Here is a 19720-nt window from a genome sequence, read left to right as displayed (position 1 = left end):
AAAACATGACAACACTTCTCAATCCCTACTTTGGTGAATTCGGCGGCATGTATGTGCCGCAGATCCTGATGCCTGCGCTGAACCAGCTTGAAGAGGCCTTCGTCAGCGCGCAAAAAGATCCTGAATTTCAGGCGCAATTCGCCGATCTGCTAAAAAACTACGCGGGACGCCCCACCGCGCTGACGAAATGCCAGAACATTACCGCCGGTACGCGTACCACGTTGTATTTAAAGCGCGAAGATTTACTGCACGGCGGCGCACACAAAACCAATCAGGTACTGGGTCAGGCGCTGCTGGCCAAACGGATGGGGAAAAGCGAGATTATCGCTGAAACCGGCGCCGGTCAGCACGGCGTCGCCTCTGCGCTCGCCAGCGCCCTGCTGGGTCTGAAATGCCGTATCTATATGGGCGCCAAAGACGTTGAGCGCCAGTCGCCGAACGTCTTCCGTATGCGTCTGATGGGCGCTGAGGTCATCCCGGTTCATAGCGGCTCCGCTACGCTAAAAGATGCCTGTAACGAGGCTCTGCGCGACTGGTCCGGTAGTTACGAAACCGCGCACTATATGCTCGGCACGGCGGCAGGACCGCATCCCTATCCCACCATCGTTCGCGAGTTCCAACGCATGATTGGCGAAGAGACGAAAGCGCAAATCCTCGACAAAGAGGGCCGTCTGCCAGATGCCGTTATCGCTTGCGTCGGTGGCGGCTCAAACGCTATCGGGATGTTTGCGGATTTTATTAATGATACCAGCGTCGGGCTAATAGGCGTTGAACCTGGCGGTCACGGTATTGAAACCGGCGAGCATGGCGCGCCGCTTAAACATGGTCGCGTTGGCATCTATTTCGGGATGAAAGCGCCGATGATGCAAACAGCGGACGGGCAAATTGAAGAGTCCTATTCCATTTCCGCCGGGCTCGATTTCCCATCCGTTGGGCCGCAACATGCGTACCTGAACAGCATCGGACGCGCGGATTATGTCTCCATTACCGATGATGAGGCGCTGGAAGCCTTCAAAACGTTGTGCCGCCATGAGGGAATTATCCCGGCGCTGGAATCCTCCCACGCGTTGGCGCACGCGCTGAAAATGATGCGCGAGCAGCCGGAAAAAGAGCAACTGCTGGTGGTCAATCTCTCTGGCCGCGGAGATAAAGACATCTTTACCGTACACGATATCCTGAAAGCGCGAGGGGAAATCTGATGGAACGCTACGAAAATTTATTTGCACAGCTCAACGATCGCCGGGAAGGCGCTTTTGTCCCCTTCGTGACCCTGGGCGACCCTGGCATTGAACAGTCACTGAAAATTATCGACACACTGATTGACGCTGGCGCCGACGCTCTGGAACTGGGTGTTCCCTTCTCCGATCCGCTGGCCGATGGCCCTACCATCCAGAATGCGAACTTACGCGCCTTCGCCGCTGGCGTCACGCCGGCTCAGTGTTTTGAAATGCTGGCGCTGATTCGTGAAAAACACCCGACCATTCCGATTGGCCTGCTAATGTACGCGAATCTGGTGTTCAATAACGGCATAGATGCGTTCTATGCCCGCTGTGAACAGGTTGGCGTAGATTCCGTGCTGGTCGCAGATGTCCCGGTTGAAGAATCGGCCCCCTTCCGCCAGGCGGCGTTACGGCATAATATCGCGCCGATCTTCATCTGCCCGCCAAATGCGGATGACGATCTTCTGCGCCAGGTCGCATCTTACGGCCGCGGTTACACCTACCTGCTTTCGCGTTCGGGCGTCACCGGCGCGGAAAACCGTGGCGCATTGCCGTTGCATCATCTCATTGAGAAGCTTAAAGAGTACCATGCCGCGCCTGCGTTACAGGGCTTCGGTATCTCCTCGCCGGAACAGGTGTCTGCGGCCGTGCGTGCCGGGGCGGCTGGCGCTATCTCCGGCTCAGCCATTGTCAAGATTATCGAGAAAAACCTCGCGTCTCCCGAACAGATGTTGGCGGAGCTCAGGTCCTTTGTCTCAGCCATGAAAGCCGCCAGCCGCGCATAACGGGTTAAGCCGTCAGCATAACGCTGGCGGCTTAATGAGTGGCTGGCGCCGAACCAGAATCACGATTCAGGCGTACATCATCAATCTTTTTGGTGTTATTCCCCGTCTAGCTTTCAAAAAGTCTGAAGTCAATTTTTGCTAAGAAAACTCCTAATCACGCCGAAAAATTTAGCGTTTTCACGTCAATTTCCCCCGCCTTTATGTAAAGAAATGTCAACAAACAATGCATTAACGTTTCCAGGGCCGCAGATAGTGACTCTTGTTATTAATAACAATGCAAAGCATTTTCTGTTAAATCGCTTATTCTAAAAGAAAATATAGAATATATTATCTCTAAACCATTTTTTGTGCGTTATTTACGCGGTAAATCACAACTATTTCCGTCAATTTGACTAATCGGTTTAACCAACTAATTTTAATAGGGTGTCGACACGGTTAAAACCGATTTTTTCAGCAAGCAACGAGACAGGAGAAATAATATGGCCGAACATCGTGGTGGTTCAGGAAATTTCGCCGAGAATCGTGAAAAAGCATCTGAAGCGGGCCGCAAAGGCGGTCAGCATAGCGGCGGGAATTTCAAAAACGATCCGCAACGAGCTTCTGAAGCCGGTAAAAAAGGTGGTCAGAATAGTCACGGCGGACGTAAATCCGATAATTCCTGATTTACTGTAATGTAAATATAACACATGCTTTTATCAAGCAATCTGCGAGTCTTCTGGCTCGCAGTATTTTGCCCAGGAGAATTAGATTTATGAATATCAAAACCGTTGAAGACCTTTTTATCCATCTACTTTCAGATACCTATAGTGCAGAAAAACAATTAACCAAGGCTCTTCCTAAACTTGCCAGAGCCACGTCCAATGAAAAATTAAGCCAGGCCTTTCAATCTCATCTTGAAGAAACCCAGGGTCAGATTGAACGTATTGATCAGATCGTCGAATCTGAATCTGGCATTAAACTGAAAAGAATGAAATGCGTCGCTATGGAAGGGCTGATTGAAGAAGCCAATGAAGTCATCGAAAGTACGGAGAAAAACGAAGTACGCGATGCAGCGCTTATCGCCGCGGCGCAAAAAGTCGAGCATTACGAAATCGCCAGCTACGGCACGCTAGCCACCCTGGCCGAGCAGCTCGGCTATAGCAAAGCATTAAAACTGCTCAAAGAAACCCTCGACGAGGAAAAACAAACTGATTTAAAACTTACCGATTTAGCAGTCAGCAATGTTAATAAAAGTGCTGAACGCAAATCGAAATAATATTTTTAATTATCAGCTTGCATGATTCCGATTTTATTATCGGAGCAGATTATCACGCATTGAGGAATGTAAAATGAATTATACTGAACATTATCATGACTGGCTTCGTGACGCCCATGCCATGGAAAAACAGGCAGAATCGATGCTTGAATCTATGGCCAGCCGTATTGAAAATTATCCTGATATAAAAGCCAGAATTGAACAACATATTAGTGAAACCAAACATCAAATTACCATGCTCGAAGAAGTGTTGGACCGTAATGGCATTTCCCGTTCGGTGTTGAAAGACTCCATGAGTAAAATGGCAGCAATGGGGCAATCTATCGGTGGCATGTTCCCTTCCGATGAAATTGTCAAAGGTTCAATTAGCGGTTATGTTTTCGAGCAGTTCGAAATTGCTTGTTATACCTCCCTGCTGGCGGCGGCAAAAAAAGCTGGTGACACTGCCTCAATTCCGACGATTGAAGCCATTCTGAAAGAAGAAATGCAAATGGCTGACTGGCTTATCAAACATATTCCGCAGACAACGGAACAATTTTTACTGCGATCTGAAGCAGATGGCGTTGAAGCCAAAAAATAAATAATAAGCAGGAGGCAATATGTTTCGACACGTAAAACAACTTCAATATACTGTGCGAGTGAGCGAACCTAATCCTGGATTAGCGAACCTGCTGCTGGAACAGTTTGGCGGCCCGCAGGGCGAACTGGCGGCCGCCTGCCGCTACTTCACGCAAGGTTTAAGCGATGATGATGCCGGTCGTAGAGAAATGTTAATGGACATCGCCACCGAGGAGCTGAGTCATCTGGAAATTATCGGCTCACTGGTAGGAATGCTTAATAAAGGCGCTAAAGGCGAGCTGGCGGAAGGCACCGAAAGCGAAGCGGAACTTTATCGCTCGCTGACGCAGAATGGTAATGACAGCCATATCACCTCTCTGCTGTATGGCGGCGGCCCGGCGTTGACAAACTCCGGCGGCGTACCGTGGACCGCGGCTTATATTGATACTATCGGCGAAGTCACAGCCGATCTACGCTCAAACATCGCGGCAGAGGCGCGAGCGAAGATCATTTATGAACGCCTGATTAATCTGACCGACGATCCTGGCGTAAAAGACACGCTCAGTTTCTTAATGACCCGTGAAGTCGCGCACCAGCTCTCTTTTGAAAAGGCGCTGTATTCGATTCGTAACAACTTCCCGCCGGGTAAATTACCGCCGGTAGAACAGTATACCGACGTGTACTACAACATGTCGCAAGGCGACGATCCGCGAGGTAGCTGGAATAGCGATGAGAACTTCAACTATGTCGCAGAACCGATGCCTGCTGTTGATGGCGGCGATGGCCTGGCGACAGTGAAATTGCCGCGCGAGCAGTTGGCGCTGCTCAAAGCGATGGCAGAAAGAACGAAATCGGACCCCACCGTTGATCCTCTCACTGGCGCAGAACTAGGCTGCGGCGAACCGAAAGAAGACAAGTGAGTTCCGACAAGTAAAATCCGTGTGTCATGTCCTTTTTTGACCCCGCCTGGCGGGGTCTTTTTTCGTCACAACATCACGCGATTAGAAACGATAGCCTGCCGAGAACATAAATACCCATGGGTCCAGACGCACGCTGTCATGCTGCTGCACGCCGCCCATTTTATAATTGGCGGTAGTATCAATATCCATGTACCAGACAGAGGCGCCAATTAACCAGTCGCGGTTAATCAGGTAATCTACCCCAACTTGCCCTGCCGCGCCCCAGGAATCCTTAAAGCTCAGATCGGACAGCCCGGTCTTTTTACCATTATCGTTAAAGTCGTTATCGAAGAAGGTGGTGTAGTTCACCCCCACGCCGACATAAGGACGCACTTTGCTGCTGGAATCGCCGAAATACCACTGCGCCATTAACGTTGGCGGTAACAGGTGGACCGTGGCGATATCACCCGTCGCGCCCGTACCCACCTTATGGCGGAACGGCGTGGCCGCCAGCAATTCAACCCCGATATTGTCCGTCGCCATGTAAGTGAATGTCAGGCCGAGTTGCGTGTTATTACTCACATCAAACCCGTTTAAATGCCCCAGCGTACCACCCGCCCCTTCTGTAGGTCTGACGGTTGCCGGACCTGCACGCATAAAGAATTCTCCGGCTTCGTGCGCGAACGCGCTGCCTGAGAGAAGAGTTGTTAACGCCAGTGCCGCCACTGTAAATTTTTTCATACCCGCTCCATCGTTATGGTTATAAAAGCGTGATGAATATACCCACAATGAAGTAATAAGTGATCTAACACAGATCACATTTGTTCTTATAATTTAACATTTATTGATCCAGATTAATTTAGAACTTGTATTGAAAATCCTGGTTATAGGAATTCAGATCAATTTTGACATATTCACGCTATGCAAATATTTGTCTGCTCCTGTTGCCCTGGCGATAAAGGCTGGCTAAGGTAATCAATGTCCCGCAATGGCGCGTGGCGTTAAGATTCGCGAACACTGCGGGACAGATTAATTTCCGTTGTAATCTATTGATACGTGAGTTTTTTGCAGGTGAATCATGAGCGTTCTTAACCCATGCATGACATGCGGTGCCTGTTGTGCCTATTTTCGTGTCTCCTTTTATTGGGCTGAAGGCGACGATGCCAGCGGACGCGTTCCGGCATCATTAACCGAGCCTGTTACCCCTTTTTTACGTTGTATGGCCGGTACAAACCAAAAACAGCCGCACTGTAAAGCGCTAATTGGCACGCCGGGTGAAAACGTCAGTTGCGCTATTTATGAAAACCGCCCTTCAACCTGTCGCGAATTTTCGATATCGGGCGAAGGAGGCGAAGTGAATGAGGCGTGCAATCGCGCCCGCGCGCGATACGGATTACCGCCGCTTTACAAAGATATGCTTTTCCATACAACTGCTGATGCTGCCACTGTAGAGTTATCCAGGGTACAATTGCCCGCAAATTAACACCTGCAAAACTCAAGGAGAGTGCATGTCTATCACGGCGAAGTCCGTTTACCGTGACGCCGGAAATTTTTTCCGAAATCAATTTATTACTATCTTGCTGGTTTCGTTGCTGTGCGCATTTATCACGGTGGTCTTAGGTCATGCCTTTTCACCCAGCGATGCGCAAATCGCGCAACTCAGTGAAGGAGAACATCTGGCAGGCAGCGCTGGCCTGTTTGAGCTGGTACAAAATATGACGCCGGAGCAGCAGCAGATCCTGTTGCGCGCCTCTGCCGCCTCGACGTTTTCCGGGCTTATCGGCAACGCTATTCTGGCCGGCGGTATCATCCTGATGATTCAGTTAGTTTCAGCGGGACATCGGGTTAGCGCGCTGCGCGCTATCGGCGCCAGCGCCCCTGCATTGCCTAAACTGTTTATTCTCATTTTTCTGACTACCCTGTTAGTGCAAATCGGTATAATGCTGATTGTCGTTCCGGGGATTATTATGGCCATTGTGCTGGCGCTTGCGCCAGTGATGTTGGTTGAAGAGAAAATGGGCGTGTTTGCCGCAATGCGCAGCAGTATGCGTTTAGCCTGGGCTAACATGAGACTGGTCGCGCCCGCGGTGATAGGCTGGTTACTGGCTAAAACATTGCTATTGCTGTTCGCGCCCAGCTTCGCTGTACTGACCCCAAATGTAGGCGCTGTACTGGCGAATACGTTGAGCAATCTGATTTCCGCAGTATTGCTTATCTACTTATTCCGCCTGTATATGTTGATTCGCCAATAATCCGCAATGCGCCGTTACGCGGCGCATTCGACGCTCGTTGATGATGGAATCGAAGAATGAAGCAGTTTCTGGATTTTTTACCGCTGGTTGTCTTTTTTGCGTTTTATAAACTTTATGACATCTATGCGGCGACCTCCGCACTGATTGTCGCGACGGCAATCGTGCTGATTTATAGCTGGGTGCGCTATCGGAAAATAGAGAAGATGGCGCTGATTACCTTTGTTCTGGTTGCCGTCTTCGGCGGTCTGACGCTCTTCTTCCATAACGATGAATTTATTAAATGGAAGGTGACGGTTATTTATGCGCTGTTCGCCGGCGCGCTGTTAATAAGCCAGTGGGTGATGAAAAAACCGTTAATCCAACGTATGTTAGGTAAAGAACTGGCGTTGCCGCAGCAGGTCTGGTCAAAGCTGAACCTGGCGTGGGCGCTGTTTTTTATTGCGTGCGGTCTGGCTAACATTTATATCGCCTTCTGGTTGCCGCAAAATATCTGGGTTAACTTTAAGGTCTTTGGACTCACGGCGCTGACGCTCATTTTTACCCTGCTGAGCGGCGTCTATATCTACCGGCATCTGCCACAGGAAGATAAATCATAACCCTCCCGTGACTTATCATCGCCAGACTGCGAACGCCTGGCGATATTTTCTCCGCCTTTACGCCCTGCGCTTTCCCGTCAGTACCTTTATTCCCACTATTCTCCACACAAAATTCATAGTAGCATCGCGGCTGTAATTTTTTCTGATAGTCGGTTTTACAATGACAACAATGGATAATACTCCTCAGGGCGAGCTGGTTTTACGTACATTGGCCATGCCTGCCGATACCAATGCGAACGGCGATATTTTTGGCGGCTGGCTGATGTCGCAAATGGATATTGGCGGCGCGATACTGGCCAAAGAGATCGCGCACGGTCGGGTTGTAACCGTACGCGTGGAAGGAATGACATTTCTGCGCCCCGTCGCGGTTGGCGATGTCGTATGCTGCTACGCGCGCTGCGTTAAACGCGGTACGACGTCTATTAGCATCAATATTGAAGTCTGGGTGAAAAAAGTCGCGTCAGAACCGATTGGACAGCGCTACAAGGCCACCGAGGCGCTGTTTATTTATGTTGCCGTCGATCCGGACGGTAAACCTCGCCCGCTCCCGGTTCAGGGTTAAGTATACCCGCTTACGCCGCCAGCAGGTGATGGTATATTCCTGGCTGGCGGCGCCAGAGATTACTCAATCTGCGCCGTACCGTTCAGACGGAAGATAATATTGACCACCAGCCCGGAACCCGGCTTGCCTGCTTCATAGCGCCATTTGCGCATCGCATTCTTAACTTCACGCTCAAACATATTGGCTGGCTGCGCGGATAGAATCTGTACATTTTCCACTCGCCCAGCAGAGGTCACGTCAAACTTCACCTTTACGCGGCCTTCAATACGTAACGCCTGTGCTCGCGCCGGATACTGCGGCTGGTTACGGCTCAGAGCGCGAGGTCCAGTGGGCACGCTCACCGCCGGCTTGCTGGTCGCCGAGGCGGTGCTGCTTGTTGGCCGCGCCGGGGCGCTATTTTCAAACGGTGAGGCAGGACGCGGCGCGGCTGGTTTGACTTCGCGCTTCGGCTGCTCTTCAACCTTTTTCACCGGTTCCGGTTTCGGTTTTGGCTTGGGTTTTGGTTTAGGTTTGGGTTTCTCAATCACCACGGGCGCTTCTTTAGGCGGTTCAGGGATCGGCTCTGGCTCCGGTTCGGGTTCAACCACCGGCTCCGGCGGCGGCTGAACCGCCTGGGGCGGCTCCAGGTCGGCGGGTGAAACCATTGTCACCGTGATAGGCTGCGCTGGCGCAGGCAATTCAATAACCTGATGTACCGAGGTATAGAGCAAACCTGCCACTACAGCACCATGAATGCCTACGGAAAGGAATGTCGGCCAGGGAAAGCGACGAGGTAAATCAAGGGTCATTGAAGTCATAATCGTTTCAGTTGAAAAACCAGAGCTGAATTTTAAATGCAAATAGCAATCATATTCAATAAGGCATTGCCGATAGCGGCATTTAAAAGATGATATCGCACAAAAACACCACACAAAATGTGCATGTTTAACAAAGTCGGTATCTTTACATTGCAGTTAAATGCCCTTTCCAATAACGTAATCAGCAACTTTTACCGATTAAGGAGCTCTACCCGTGCTGTATGTTATTTACGCTCAGGACAATGCCAACTCGCTTGAAAAACGCCTCTCGGTACGGCCCGCGCATCTGGCGCGCCTGCAACTTCTGCATGATGAAGGGCGATTATTAACTGCCGGGCCGATGCCCGCAGTGGACAGTAACGATCCTGGGGTAGCCGGATTTACCGGGTCAACGGTGATTGCTGAATTTGAATCTTTAGAAGCGGCGCAATCCTGGGCTGATGCGGACCCCTACGTCGCAGCGGGCGTCTATGCGCAGGTTTCGGTCAAACCGTATAAGAAGATCTTTTGAAAAGTATGGCCTGTTGGGCACCGCATACGGTGCCCTTTCTGGCTCACACACCGTGAATCGCAAAGAGTAATGAATTACGCTGACGATTAAAGATGCATTTCCTGATAGTATGGATACGCATATTACGGCGTGATTGCCCTTCAAGCCAACGCGCTTTACGGCGGCTCGCCTGACGTAGCATTCGCCAGCGCCCCACTTCCGTTCTACTACGCTTCATGTTTACGACTCTCACTGTAACAGAAGCGCCATTATACCCCCTCGCCGGATGCAGACCAGCGCTTTTCCCGTGTTTTTATTTGCCATGTGAATCCTGACGCGTAAACTCTTAACAACACGCTTTCTAAAGGATTTTTAAAGTTATGACAACCTTCTACACCGTGGTGAGTTGGCTGGTCATTTTGGGATACTGGGTTCTCATTGCCGGCGTCACATTACGTATTCTAATGAAACGGCGCGCAGTTCCCTCCGCAATGGCCTGGTTGTTAATCATCTATATCCTTCCGCTGGTCGGGATCATCGCCTATTTGTCCGTGGGCGAATTGCATTTAGGCAAACGTCGCGCCGAGCGTGCCCGCGCCATGTGGCCGTCTACCGCCAAATGGTTGAATGACCTCAAAGCCTGCAAACACATTTTCGCGCAAGAAAACAGTAGCGTCGCATCGTCCTTGTTTAAGCTGTGCGAACGACGTCAGGGGATTGCGGGCGTCAAAGGCAACCAGTTGCAATTGCTTACCGACTCCGATGATGTCATGCAGGCGCTTATTCGCGATATCCAACTGGCGCGGCATAATATCGAAATGGTGTTTTACATCTGGCAGCCAGGCGGCATGGCGGATCAGGTCGCTGAATCGTTAATGGCCGCCGCCCGCCGCGGCATCCACTGCCGGCTTATGCTGGATTCCGCGGGTAGCGTCGCTTTCTTCCGCAGCCCCTGGGCGGCCATGATGCGTAACGCTGGCATTGAAGTCGTAGAGGCGTTGAAGGTGAATCTGATGCGCGTCTTTTTACGCCGTATGGATCTTCGCCAGCACCGTAAAATGGTGATGATTGACAATTACATCGCCTATACCGGCAGTATGAATATGGTGGATCCGCGTTTTTTCAAACAGGATGCCGGCGTTGGGCAATGGGTCGATTTGATGGCGCGGATGGAGGGCCCCGTGGCGACAGCAATGGGGATTGTTTACTCCTGCGATTGGGAAATCGAGACGGGTAAACGCATTCTGCCTCCCCCGCCGGACGTGAATATTATGCCGTTTGAGCAGGCCAGCGGGCATACCATTCATACCATTGCTTCCGGTCCTGGTTTTCCGGAAGATCTCATTCACCAGGCACTATTAACCGCCACCTATGCTGCGCGCGAATATTTAATTATGACCACGCCATATTTCGTCCCCAGCGACGATCTGCTGCACGCCATTTGTACCGCTGCGCAGCGCGGCGTGGATGTCAGTATTATCCTGCCCCGTAAAAACGATTCACTGCTCGTCGGCTGGGCCAGTCGCGCCTTTTTTAGTGAGTTACTGGCGGCGGGCGTGAAAATCTATCAGTTCGAAGGCGGGCTGTTACATACTAAAAGCGTGCTGGTCGATGGCGAACTGAGCCTGGTCGGTACCGTGAATCTCGACATGCGTAGCCTGTGGCTTAATTTCGAGATTACGCTGGTCATTGATGATACGGGTTTCGGCGCCGATCTGGCTGCGGTACAGGACGATTATATTTCGCGCTCCCGCCTGTTAGATGCGCGTTTGTGGGTAAAACGTCCGTTATGGCAGCGTATTACCGAGCGATTGTTTTACTTCTTTAGTCCATTGCTGTAAAACGTGACCAACATGAGTAAACAGGTAGTCACTATGGAAATGGATCTGAACAATCGCCTGACTGAAGACGAAACACTTGAGCAGGCTTACGATATTTTTCTTGAGCTGGCGGCGGATAATCTTGATCCGGCTGATATCATTCTGTTCAATTTGCAATTCGAGGAGCGCGGCGGCGCGGAGTTGTTTGATCCCGCTGAAGACTGGCAAGAGCACGTCGATTTTGACCTGAATCCAGACTTTTTTGCCGAGGTGGTAATTGGCCTGGCGGATACCGAAGACGGCGAAATTAACGACATTTTCGCCCGCGTTCTGCTGTGCCGGGAAAAGGACCACAAGCTGTGCCATATTCTCTGGCGCGAATAAGCGGTTCAGGCCGGATGGCGTCTGATTGCGCCCTCCGGCAAGCCTGTTTAATCCGGTAGCTTACTGCCGCATCGGTTACAATATTGCGCGCTATGTTCATGCTGGCTTTGCTGGCACTGCGGACATTTTCGCTGCCAGTGACGTTTTTGAAACGCGCTGCTCATGTGCGTGGTAATCAGTCCTGTAGGAATCGCAATCACCGAATAGCCAATCAAAATAAGCACCGACGCGACAATACGTCCCAGCGGCGTATGCGGCGTAATATCACCGTACCCCACGGTTGTGACTGTCACTATCGCCCAATACACCGAGGCATTAAGCGTCGTAAAGCCATATTTCGGTCCTTCAATAAGATACATCAGGGCACCGAAAATAATCATCACGATCGCAATAAATGAATAGAACAGAATAAGCTGATGACGCGCGCTAATAATGGCGCTCCAGAATACCCGCAGAGATGGCATAAAGCGTAGCAGTTTAAGAATACGCAGCACGCGAATCGCTCGCATTGCGCGCCAGGCAAACATATAGTTCAGGCTAATTTCCGGCCACAGCCACATGACGTACAGCGGCAAAATCGTCACCAGATCAATAAATCCCCAGAAACTAAAAACGTATTTTGCCGGTTCGGGCCAGCTAAACAGTCTGAGCAAGTATTCACCGGTAAATATCAGGGTAACGCAGAGCTCCAGCCAGACAAAAATATGCCATTCATCAAATGTCAGGTGATATTCCGTTCCTACGCCTGATTCAACAAAAATAACCAGTACGCTAAGCAGCGCAAACAGCGCGCATAACCCTTCAAAACGGCGACCTGAGCGCGTAGTCAAATCGAACAGATTATGATAAAGACGACGGCGAACCGACGACAAAGAAAGTGACACGGTAACCTCACCTAAAAGAAGGGCTGACGAATTGTCAGCCCTTGCGATTATAACGGGTCTACTTTAAGGCAGGAAACGGCATGGCGAAAACTCCCTTCCAGCACCGGTCGCGTTTGCGCGCATTCTGGCCCGGCTATCGGACAGCGTGTACGGAACACGCAGCCGGAAGGCGGGTTAATGGGCGAAGGTAATTCGCCCTCCAGCAATTGTATCTTCTTATTTCGCTCCAGATCGGGATCGGGAATCGGTACCGCCGACATCAGCGCTTTGGTATAAGGATGCAGTGGATTATGGTACACCTCATCATAGGTGCCCAATTCTACTGCATGACCGAGATACATCACCAGGACACGATCGGATATGTGCTTTACGACCGCCAGGTCGTGCGCAATAAAAATCAACGACAGCCCCATCTCTCGCTGTAACTGCTGGAGCAAATTCACCACCTGCGCCTGAATAGAAACGTCCAGCGCCGACACCGGCTCATCGCAAATAATGAGCTTAGGTTCCAGGATCAATGCCCGGGCGATACCGATGCGCTGGCACTGCCCCCCGGAAAATTCATGGGGATAACGGTTGATGAGATTCGGCAACAGCCCCACTTTCAGCATCATGGCTTTCACGCGGTCACGCACGTCCTGGCGCGAAAGTTTAGGATGATAAGTGCGCAGCGGTTCAGCGATAATTTCGCCAATCGTCATTCGCGGGTTGAGTGACGCCAGCGGGTCCTGGAAAATCATCTGGATATCGCTGCGCACCTCGCGCCACTCATCCGCTTTCATGCCCAGCAGATCTTTTCCCAGCCAGGCGACTTTACCGTCTGTCGCCTTCACCAGACCAATAATGGCGCGCGCAAACGTCGACTTGCCGCAGCCGGATTCGCCCACCACGCCCAGCGTTTCGCCTTCATACAGGCGTAGCGTAACGCCGTCCACCGCTTTCAGGGTTTTCGGCGGTTGCCAGAACCACTGCTTTCCTTCTTTGATATCAAAATGTACTTTCAGATCGGCGATTTCGAGGAGAACTTTACGTTGTTCAATCACAGCATTCATAGCAGTTCCTCCACCGGTTTAAAACAGGCGCGCAAGCGACCAGGACTGAACGCTTCAAGTGGCGGCGCATTATTGCAGATCTCCATCGCATGAGGACAACGCGGCTGGAATGGACACCCTTTAGGCAAACGCAATAAATTGGGAGGATTGCCCGGAATCGTCAACATTTCCGCCCCCTCGCTATCCAGACGCGGCACCGCATTAAGCAGGCCTATCGAATACGGATGAACGGGCTGATAAAAGACATCGCGCGCCTTACCGTATTCCATGGTACGCCCGGCATACATTACCAGGACCTTATCGCAAATACCCGCGACCACGCCCAGATCGTGGGTAATCATGATAATGGCGGTATTAAATTCGCGCTTTAGCTCATTAAGCAAGGTCATAATCTGCGCCTGCACGGTAACATCAAGCGCGGTGGTAGGCTCATCGGCAATAAGCAGTTTCGGCCTGCACAACAGCGCCATCGCAATCATCACACGTTGACGCATTCCGCCGGAAAATTCGTGCGGGTACATTTTCATCCGTTTGCGCGCTTCCGGCATTTTTACGGCATCCAGCATTCTGACGGACTCTTCAAAAGCTTCCGCTTTGCTCATCCCTTTATGCAGCATCAGGACTTCCATTAACTGCTCCCCAACGCGCATATAAGGATTTAGCGAGGTCATCGGGTCCTGAAAAATCATCGAAATCTGTTCTGCGCGCAGCGTATTCAGTTCGCGCTCAGGTAGATTAAGAATTTCACGTCCGTTAAAGGTCGCGGAACCGCCGATTCGACCATTCGTCGCCAGCAGTCCCATTAATGCGAACGCCGTTTGCGATTTCCCCGATCCAGACTCGCCAACAATACCTAACGTTTCTCCAGCGCGAAGCGTAAAGTTCAGATCGTTGACCGCCGTCACATCGCCATCAGGCGTAGCGAACGTAACACGAAGATCGTTTACCTCCAGCAGTACATTCGCCGGTTGCGGCGCCTGAGTTGCGGTTTCTGATAAGCTCATGGCTGTACTCCTTAACGATCTTTCGGGTCGAGGGCATCACGCAGGCCATCGCCAATAAAGTTAAAACAGAATAACGTCACCACGAGAAAGCCAGCCGGAAACAGCAGCAGCCACGGTGAGACTTCCATTGAATTTGCGCCATCGCTCAACAACGCTCCCCAACTGCTTAACGGTTCCTGCGTCCCAAGCCCCAGGAAACTGAGGAAAGACTCAAACAGAATCATGCTGGGCACCAGCAACGATGCATACACTACCACTACGCCCAGGACGTTAGGCACAATATGGCGGATCACAATGCTGGCGGTCGACACACCTCCCACCTGCGCGGCTTCGATGAACTCTTTACGTTTAAGACTTAGGGTTTGGCCACGCACGATACGCGCCATATCAAGCCAGGAGACCATGCCGATGGCGACGAAAATCAACAGAATGTTCTGCCCAAAAAACGTCACCAGCAAAATCACAAAGAACATAAACGGGAACGAGTTGAGGATCTCCAACAACCGCATCATCACAGAATCAATTTTGCCGCCCAGATAGCCGGACAGCGAGCCATACAGCGTTCCGACAATGACCGCCACCAGCGCGGCGGCAATCCCGACCATTAATGAGATACGCCCGCCGATGGCAACGCGCACCAACAGATCGCGCCCGGAAGAGTCAGTGCCGAAATAGTGACCGGACGCCATATCCGGCGCACTGGACATCATGCCCCAGTCGGTATCGAAATAGGTAAATTGCGACAGCATAGGCGCCACTGTCACGAACAGGGCTATCAGAAACAGGACAATAAGACTGGCCACCGCCGCACGGTTATGCATAAAGCGCCGACGGGCATCTTGCCAAAGGCTGCGACCTTCCACCTCTAGCTTTTCACTGAAATTTTCCAGCGTCTCGCTGTTTTTCTTACTTAACATCATCGCGAGCTCCAGTATCAATAGCGAATTTTCGGGTCGATAACGGCATAGAGCACATCGACAATGGCGTTAAACAATATGGTCAGCGCCCCGACTAAAATGGTCAAACTTAACACCAGCGAGTAATCGCGGTTGAGCGCGCCATTAACGAAAAGCTGCCCAATGCCCGGTAAGCCATAAATCGTTTCAATCACCATTGAGCCGGTAATAATGCCGACAAAGGCTGGCCCCATATAGGATAAAACCGGCAGCAGCGCAGGTTTTAACGCATGGCGGAAGATGATTCTGCGCATCGGTAATCCTTTTGCCCGCGCGGTACGAATAAAGTTCGAATGCAGAACTTCAATCATTGAGCCGCGCGTAATACGAGCGATGCTAGCAATATAGGCCAGTGAAAGCGCGACCATCGGCAGGATCATAAATTTTAACGCCCCGCCGTTCCAGCCGCCGCCAGGCAGCCATTGCAAGGTTATCGCAAAGACCATCACCAGCAGCGGCGCCACCACAAAACTGGGGATAACGACGCCGGTCATGGCAAATCCCATCACCGTATAATCCCATCGCGTATTTTGCTTTAGCGCGGCAATTACGCCAGCGCTGACACCAATAATGACCGCCAGCAAAAAAGCGGCGGCGCCAAGTTTCGCCGAAACGGGGAAGCTGGCGGCAACCAGATCGTTGACCGTGTAATCTTTGTATTTAAACGATGGTCCAAAATCGCCATGCGCCAGCTGCTTCAGGTAGCTGAAGTACTGCGTCATGATGGGATCGTTCAGATGATATTTTGCTTCAATATTGGCCAGCACTTCCGGCGGCAATGCGCGCTCGCCGGTAAAAGGACTCCCCGGCGCGAGGCGCATCATAAAGAAAGAGATGGTAATAAGAATAAACAGCGTCGGAATCGCTTCCAGACAGCGGCGTAAAATAAATTTCAACATTGCCCGTACCTTCTGGCCTGTGCCTTTACTTCCCGGACGTGACAAAAGATCCGCCAGGGAAAGTTATAGTGCGATGAAAAAAGACACCATGGGACAACCGCAGTTGTCCCATGTCTTGCCATTAATGTTTGATAATATATAAGTTTTTCACATAAATATTATCCAGCGGGTCTTTACCGGTATACCCGCCCACCCAGGGTTTCACCAGGCGCGCGTTAACGTAGTAATACACCGGCACAATAGCCGAGTCTTTATCTAACTGCTGCTCCGCTTTAGCGTAGAGTTCGCTGCGCTGTGTATCGTCCGCCACTTTCAGCGTGTCGGCAATCAGCTTATCAAACGCCGGGCTCTTATAATGCGCGGTGTTATTTGAACTGTCGGACAACATGGTATTCAGGAACGAGGTCGGTTCATTATAATCTGCGCACCACCCGGCTCTGGCAACATCAAAGGTGCCCTGATGACGGGTATCCAGGAAGGTTTTCCATTCCTGATTCTCCAGATTCACATTGACGCCCAGATTTTTCTTCCAGATAGACGCCACGGCAATGGCCAGTTTTTTATGCAGATCGGAGGTGTTATACAGCAGGTCGAATGTTAAGGGCTTATCCGCCGTAAAGCCGGCTTCAGCCAACAATTTCTTCGCTTCTTCATTACGCTTTTGCTGGGACCATTTGAACCACTCAGGCTCTACCAGTTTTGCGCCATCGGTATACGGCGGCGTGTAGCTATAAGCGGGTAAATCGCCCTGATTTTTAACCTTATTAACAATAATGTCGCGATCTAACGCCAGTTTCAGCGCGGTACGCACGCGGACATCGTTAAACGGCGCTTTTTGATTATTAATTTCGTAATAATAGGTACACAAATAAGGGTCTACGCGGACTTCATTCGGGATCTCTTTCTTCAGTTTCTGGAATAATTCGATCGGCATATTGTTATAAGTCATATCGATCTCGCCGCTGCGGTAGCGGTTGACATCCGTCACCTCCGAAGAGATAGGCAAATAAGTTACCTGATTGATGACGGTTTTGGCGTTATCCCAGTATTGCGGGTTACGCTCCAGCACGATACGTTCGTTCACCACCCAGTTTTTTAACTTATAAGCGCCGTTAGTGACAATATTGGCCGGTTGCGTCCATTTATCGCCAAATTTTTCGACCGCTGATTTCGGTACAGGAGACACTGAAGGGTGGACCAACAATTTGTAGAAATAAGGCACCGGCTCACTTAAGGTCACTTCAAAGGTGTGATCATCAAGCGCTTTTACCCCCAGATCGGTGGCGGGTTTTTTACCGGCGATAATGTCATCGATATTAGCGATATGACCGTATTGCAGATAACTGGCGTACGGCGATGCCGTATTAGGATCGGCCAGGCGTTGCCAGCTATAAACGAAATCATGGGCGGTGACGGGCGTACCATCTGACCATTTCGCATTTTCACGTAGATGGAATGTCCAGACTTTAAAATCTTTATTTTCCCATTTTTCCGCGACGCCCGGTGAAGGATGCCCCTCGACATCACTAATTAATAAGCCTTCGAAGAGGTCACGGCTGACGTTCGATTCCGGCACGCCTTCAATTTTATGCGGGTCGAGAGACTGCACTTCTGATCCATTATTACGTACCAACGTTTGCTTGTCGGCTAACTGAACGCCAGCGGGCACGTCTGCCGCAGTCGCGGCGCTGGCGGCGATGAGCGCAGTGAGTATTCCCGCTGCAATCAAACTTTTTTTCGTGATGTTAGACATTGTGTTTGTACTCCACTCATTATAATTACTGGTTTTTACCAGCCTGTTTAATCCCGTCAGGGTTCCTGTGCAGCACTGGTGGTGTACTGCCAGGTCTGTCACTGCTTTTGCTATCACCGACTTTATTTATTCTGACGATTCGTTCGATCGCCTTTCGTCGATTCGGTATACGACGTACCTGCCCACGTCGCATGTTATTTCTGACAACCATCTAAATGAAAATAGTTATCAACAATGTGAAATCTTCTGCAAAATGTTTGGCCGAAAAGTATCAAATGCGTTTCTGAACCGCCAATTCATTTTACAATTTTGTTAACCAATTCTCTTTTATGGAAAATTTCCTGCCCAGAAAAACAGTTAAAGAATGTTAAAAATATTTGATTCATTCTTTATAATCAATAAGTTGAAAGAAAATCCCCTCGCTGTCACAGCGTAGGATATACCTGCGCCAGAAAACACACACAAATTTAACAAATGCTCATTATTTAGCACATTCATCTACGATAGAGCTGAAACAACTAATAACATTTCAATAATCCTTCATCAAGCCCCAGAGTATGGTGTGAATAAAATAACAGACCTACCGCTTCTCACGGACTCAGTAATGTTCATAATAGTTTGATTAATAAAAATAAATAGCGTTAGATTATATTAGTATTTTTTATCATTTAAACGCTGAATGCTTATCAAAGTAAGAAGCGTTACGTGGGAATGTCACTGGGAATGTCACAAGGCGGCCCCCTTAGGGCGCCGCCTGTAAATCAACAGGTGGGAGTTTAGTTGAGCAAGCCGGGGAAAATGCCTTTTATTCCTGTGACAATAAATTCGATGCCGAGCGCCATTAACAACAACCCCATGATTCGGGTAATAACGTTGATACCGGTTTGCCCCAGCAAACGAACCAGCCACGGCGCCATACGGAACACGCCCCAGCAACAAAGCGCAAAAAGCGCAATGGCAACTGAAAAACCAAGCAAATGCGCGATGCTGTGATAACGCGTCCCCCAGACGATAGTGGAGCTAATCGCCCCTGGCCCCGCCATTAACGGTAGCGCTAACGGCACAACGCCAATGCTCTCGCGTATGGCCGTCTCTGACTTTTCTTGCTTGTTTTGTTTATCTTCCCCCAGCTTCCCGCTGATCATCGACATTGCAATGGTGACAACCAGGATACCGCCCGCAATTCTGAACGAGTCAATAGAAATACCAAACAGCTGCAGGATGCCATCGCCGAGGAATAAGGAACTCCACAAGATAATCGCAACCGACAGATTCGCGGTGAGGTTAGTTTTATTACGCGCCGTGGCCGTCTGGTAGCTGGTCATGCTGATGAAAACGGGGATAATCCCCACCGGGTTAACCAGCGCAAAGAGCCCGATAAAGAACTTAAAGTAAACAGGAAAATCAAAAAGCGGTTGAATCACGGTTAGCTCCGAAGCGTTAGCCGGATGAAGTCAATGTTCGTTAATGATCAAAACGCGCAGAAGATACGCCTTTTATTCGCATAGTTCACCTCTTATCTACACCTAATTTCATCCATTCATCGCTGTTATT

The 19720-nt window shown here is 50.4% G+C and carries 23 protein-coding genes; 13 read left to right on the top strand and 10 right to left on the bottom strand.

Features of this window, described 5'->3' with window-relative positions; all coding sequences use genetic code 11:
- The first annotated feature begins 5 nt into the window (after positions 1-5).
- The 6 genes from trpB (at position 6) to EOS98_RS10595 (ending at position 4738) form a co-directional block, all read left to right on the top strand.
- A complete protein-coding gene (gene trpB / locus EOS98_RS10620; RefSeq protein WP_000209485.1) occupies positions 6-1199 on the top strand; it encodes a tryptophan synthase subunit beta in 1194 nt (397 codons plus the stop codon).
- Positions 1199-2005: a tryptophan synthase subunit alpha gene (gene trpA / locus EOS98_RS10615; protein ID WP_000443029.1), complete on the top strand. Its 807-nt coding sequence runs from the start codon at positions 1199-1201 to the stop codon at positions 2003-2005. Before trpB ends, trpA begins: the two co-directional genes overlap by 1 nt.
- 479 nt (positions 2006-2484) lie before the next feature.
- Positions 2485-2667, top strand: a complete 183-nt coding sequence (locus tag EOS98_RS10610) for a general stress protein (protein ID WP_000807657.1) — start codon at positions 2485-2487, stop codon at positions 2665-2667.
- 89 nt (positions 2668-2756) lie between these two features.
- Positions 2757-3260, top strand: coding sequence for a ferritin-like domain-containing protein (locus tag EOS98_RS10605; RefSeq protein ID WP_001022822.1), 504 nt, complete (start codon positions 2757-2759; stop codon positions 3258-3260).
- Positions 3261-3333: 73 nt separating this feature from the next.
- Positions 3334-3840 (top strand): ferritin-like domain-containing protein, encoded by a 507-nt coding sequence (locus EOS98_RS10600; protein WP_001109977.1) that lies wholly within the window; start codon positions 3334-3336, stop codon positions 3838-3840.
- 19 nt (positions 3841-3859) lie between these two features.
- On the top strand, positions 3860-4738 hold the full coding sequence (locus EOS98_RS10595; protein ID WP_000488353.1) for a manganese catalase family protein: 879 nt from the start codon (positions 3860-3862) through the stop codon (positions 4736-4738).
- A gap of 81 nt (positions 4739-4819) precedes the next feature.
- On the opposite strand, the gene ompW is transcribed toward EOS98_RS10595, so the two are convergent.
- Positions 4820-5458: an outer membrane protein OmpW gene (ompW, locus tag EOS98_RS10590; protein ID WP_000714798.1), complete on the bottom strand. Its 639-nt coding sequence runs from the start codon at positions 5456-5458 to the stop codon at positions 4820-4822.
- A 337-nt stretch (positions 5459-5795) separates the two neighbouring features.
- On the opposite strand from ompW, the gene EOS98_RS10585 reads away from it, so the two are divergent.
- The 4 genes from EOS98_RS10585 (at position 5796) to yciA (ending at position 8127) form a co-directional block, all read left to right on the top strand.
- Positions 5796-6200, top strand: a complete 405-nt coding sequence (locus tag EOS98_RS10585; protein WP_000114955.1) for a YkgJ family cysteine cluster protein — start codon at positions 5796-5798, stop codon at positions 6198-6200.
- A 25-nt stretch (positions 6201-6225) separates the two neighbouring features.
- The gene (locus EOS98_RS10580; RefSeq protein ID WP_000028507.1) at positions 6226-6969 is read left to right on the top strand and encodes a YciC family protein; all 744 of its coding nucleotides are present in this window, start codon (positions 6226-6228) and stop codon (positions 6967-6969) included.
- A 56-nt stretch (positions 6970-7025) separates the two neighbouring features.
- Complete coding sequence (locus EOS98_RS10575; protein ID WP_000808682.1) at positions 7026-7565, top strand: septation protein A; 540 nt, start codon at positions 7026-7028, stop codon at positions 7563-7565.
- A 160-nt stretch (positions 7566-7725) separates the two neighbouring features.
- Positions 7726-8127 (top strand): acyl-CoA thioester hydrolase YciA, encoded by a 402-nt coding sequence (yciA, locus tag EOS98_RS10570; protein WP_000210317.1) that lies wholly within the window; start codon positions 7726-7728, stop codon positions 8125-8127.
- Between the two features lie 59 nt (positions 8128-8186).
- On the opposite strand, the gene tonB is transcribed toward yciA, so the two are convergent.
- On the bottom strand, positions 8187-8915 hold the full coding sequence (gene tonB, locus EOS98_RS10565) for a TonB system transport protein TonB (RefSeq protein WP_077464267.1): 729 nt from the start codon (positions 8913-8915) through the stop codon (positions 8187-8189).
- A 223-nt stretch (positions 8916-9138) separates the two neighbouring features.
- On the opposite strand from tonB, the gene EOS98_RS10560 reads away from it, so the two are divergent.
- On the top strand, positions 9139-9435 hold the full coding sequence (locus tag EOS98_RS10560) for a YciI family protein (RefSeq protein ID WP_000967605.1): 297 nt from the start codon (positions 9139-9141) through the stop codon (positions 9433-9435).
- Positions 9436-9478: 43 nt separating this feature from the next.
- Here EOS98_RS10560 and EOS98_RS10555 read toward each other — a convergent pair whose 3' ends face one another.
- Entirely contained in the window at positions 9479-9652 is a 174-nt protein-coding gene (locus EOS98_RS10555) for a YciY family protein (RefSeq protein ID WP_001531561.1), read from the bottom strand.
- A gap of 142 nt (positions 9653-9794) precedes the next feature.
- Between EOS98_RS10555 and cls the strand changes: the two genes are divergently transcribed.
- Positions 9795-11255 carry a cardiolipin synthase gene (gene cls, locus EOS98_RS10550; protein ID WP_000206886.1) on the top strand — a complete coding sequence of 487 codons (1461 nt, stop codon included), beginning with the start codon at positions 9795-9797 and terminating at the stop codon, positions 11253-11255.
- 33 nt (positions 11256-11288) lie between these two features.
- Positions 11289-11618: an HI1450 family dsDNA-mimic protein gene (locus EOS98_RS10545; protein WP_000425070.1), complete on the top strand. Its 330-nt coding sequence runs from the start codon at positions 11289-11291 to the stop codon at positions 11616-11618.
- Between the two features lie 47 nt (positions 11619-11665).
- Here the strand turns inward: EOS98_RS10545 and EOS98_RS10540 are convergent, their stop codons facing one another.
- The 7 genes from EOS98_RS10540 to EOS98_RS10505 all read right to left on the bottom strand — a co-directional run bounded on the left by EOS98_RS10540 (position 11666) and on the right by EOS98_RS10505 (position 19590).
- Positions 11666-12502, bottom strand: coding sequence for an ion transporter (locus EOS98_RS10540; RefSeq protein ID WP_000059074.1), 837 nt, complete (start codon positions 12500-12502; stop codon positions 11666-11668).
- A gap of 47 nt (positions 12503-12549) precedes the next feature.
- Positions 12550-13554 carry a murein tripeptide/oligopeptide ABC transporter ATP-binding protein OppF gene (gene oppF, locus EOS98_RS10535; RefSeq protein ID WP_000994696.1) on the bottom strand — a complete coding sequence of 335 codons (1005 nt, stop codon included), beginning with the start codon at positions 13552-13554 and terminating at the stop codon, positions 12550-12552.
- A complete protein-coding gene (locus EOS98_RS10530) occupies positions 13551-14558 on the bottom strand; it encodes an ABC transporter ATP-binding protein (RefSeq protein ID WP_000058857.1) in 1008 nt (335 codons plus the stop codon). Before EOS98_RS10530 ends, oppF begins: the two co-directional genes overlap by 4 nt.
- Positions 14559-14569: 11 nt before the next feature.
- Positions 14570-15478, bottom strand: a complete 909-nt coding sequence (gene oppC, locus EOS98_RS10525) for an oligopeptide ABC transporter permease OppC (protein ID WP_000979653.1) — start codon at positions 15476-15478, stop codon at positions 14570-14572.
- A gap of 14 nt (positions 15479-15492) precedes the next feature.
- Positions 15493-16413: an oligopeptide ABC transporter permease OppB gene (gene oppB / locus EOS98_RS10520; RefSeq protein ID WP_000911097.1), complete on the bottom strand. Its 921-nt coding sequence runs from the start codon at positions 16411-16413 to the stop codon at positions 15493-15495.
- 121 nt (positions 16414-16534) lie between these two features.
- Entirely contained in the window at positions 16535-18166 is a 1632-nt protein-coding gene (gene oppA, locus EOS98_RS10515; RefSeq protein ID WP_001521098.1) for an oligopeptide ABC transporter substrate-binding protein OppA, read from the bottom strand.
- A gap of 776 nt (positions 18167-18942) precedes the next feature.
- On the bottom strand, positions 18943-19590 hold the full coding sequence (locus EOS98_RS10505) for a YchE family NAAT transporter (RefSeq protein WP_000615840.1): 648 nt from the start codon (positions 19588-19590) through the stop codon (positions 18943-18945).
- Between the last annotated feature and the right edge of the window lie 130 nt (positions 19591-19720).

It is taken from the genome of Salmonella sp. SSDFZ69 (assembly GCF_004010755.1).
GTDB classification, from domain to species: domain Bacteria; phylum Pseudomonadota; class Gammaproteobacteria; order Enterobacterales; family Enterobacteriaceae; genus Salmonella; species Salmonella enterica.
The sequence above is the reverse complement of the archived record's forward strand: the minus strand, read 5'-3'. Positions and strand labels throughout refer to the sequence as shown.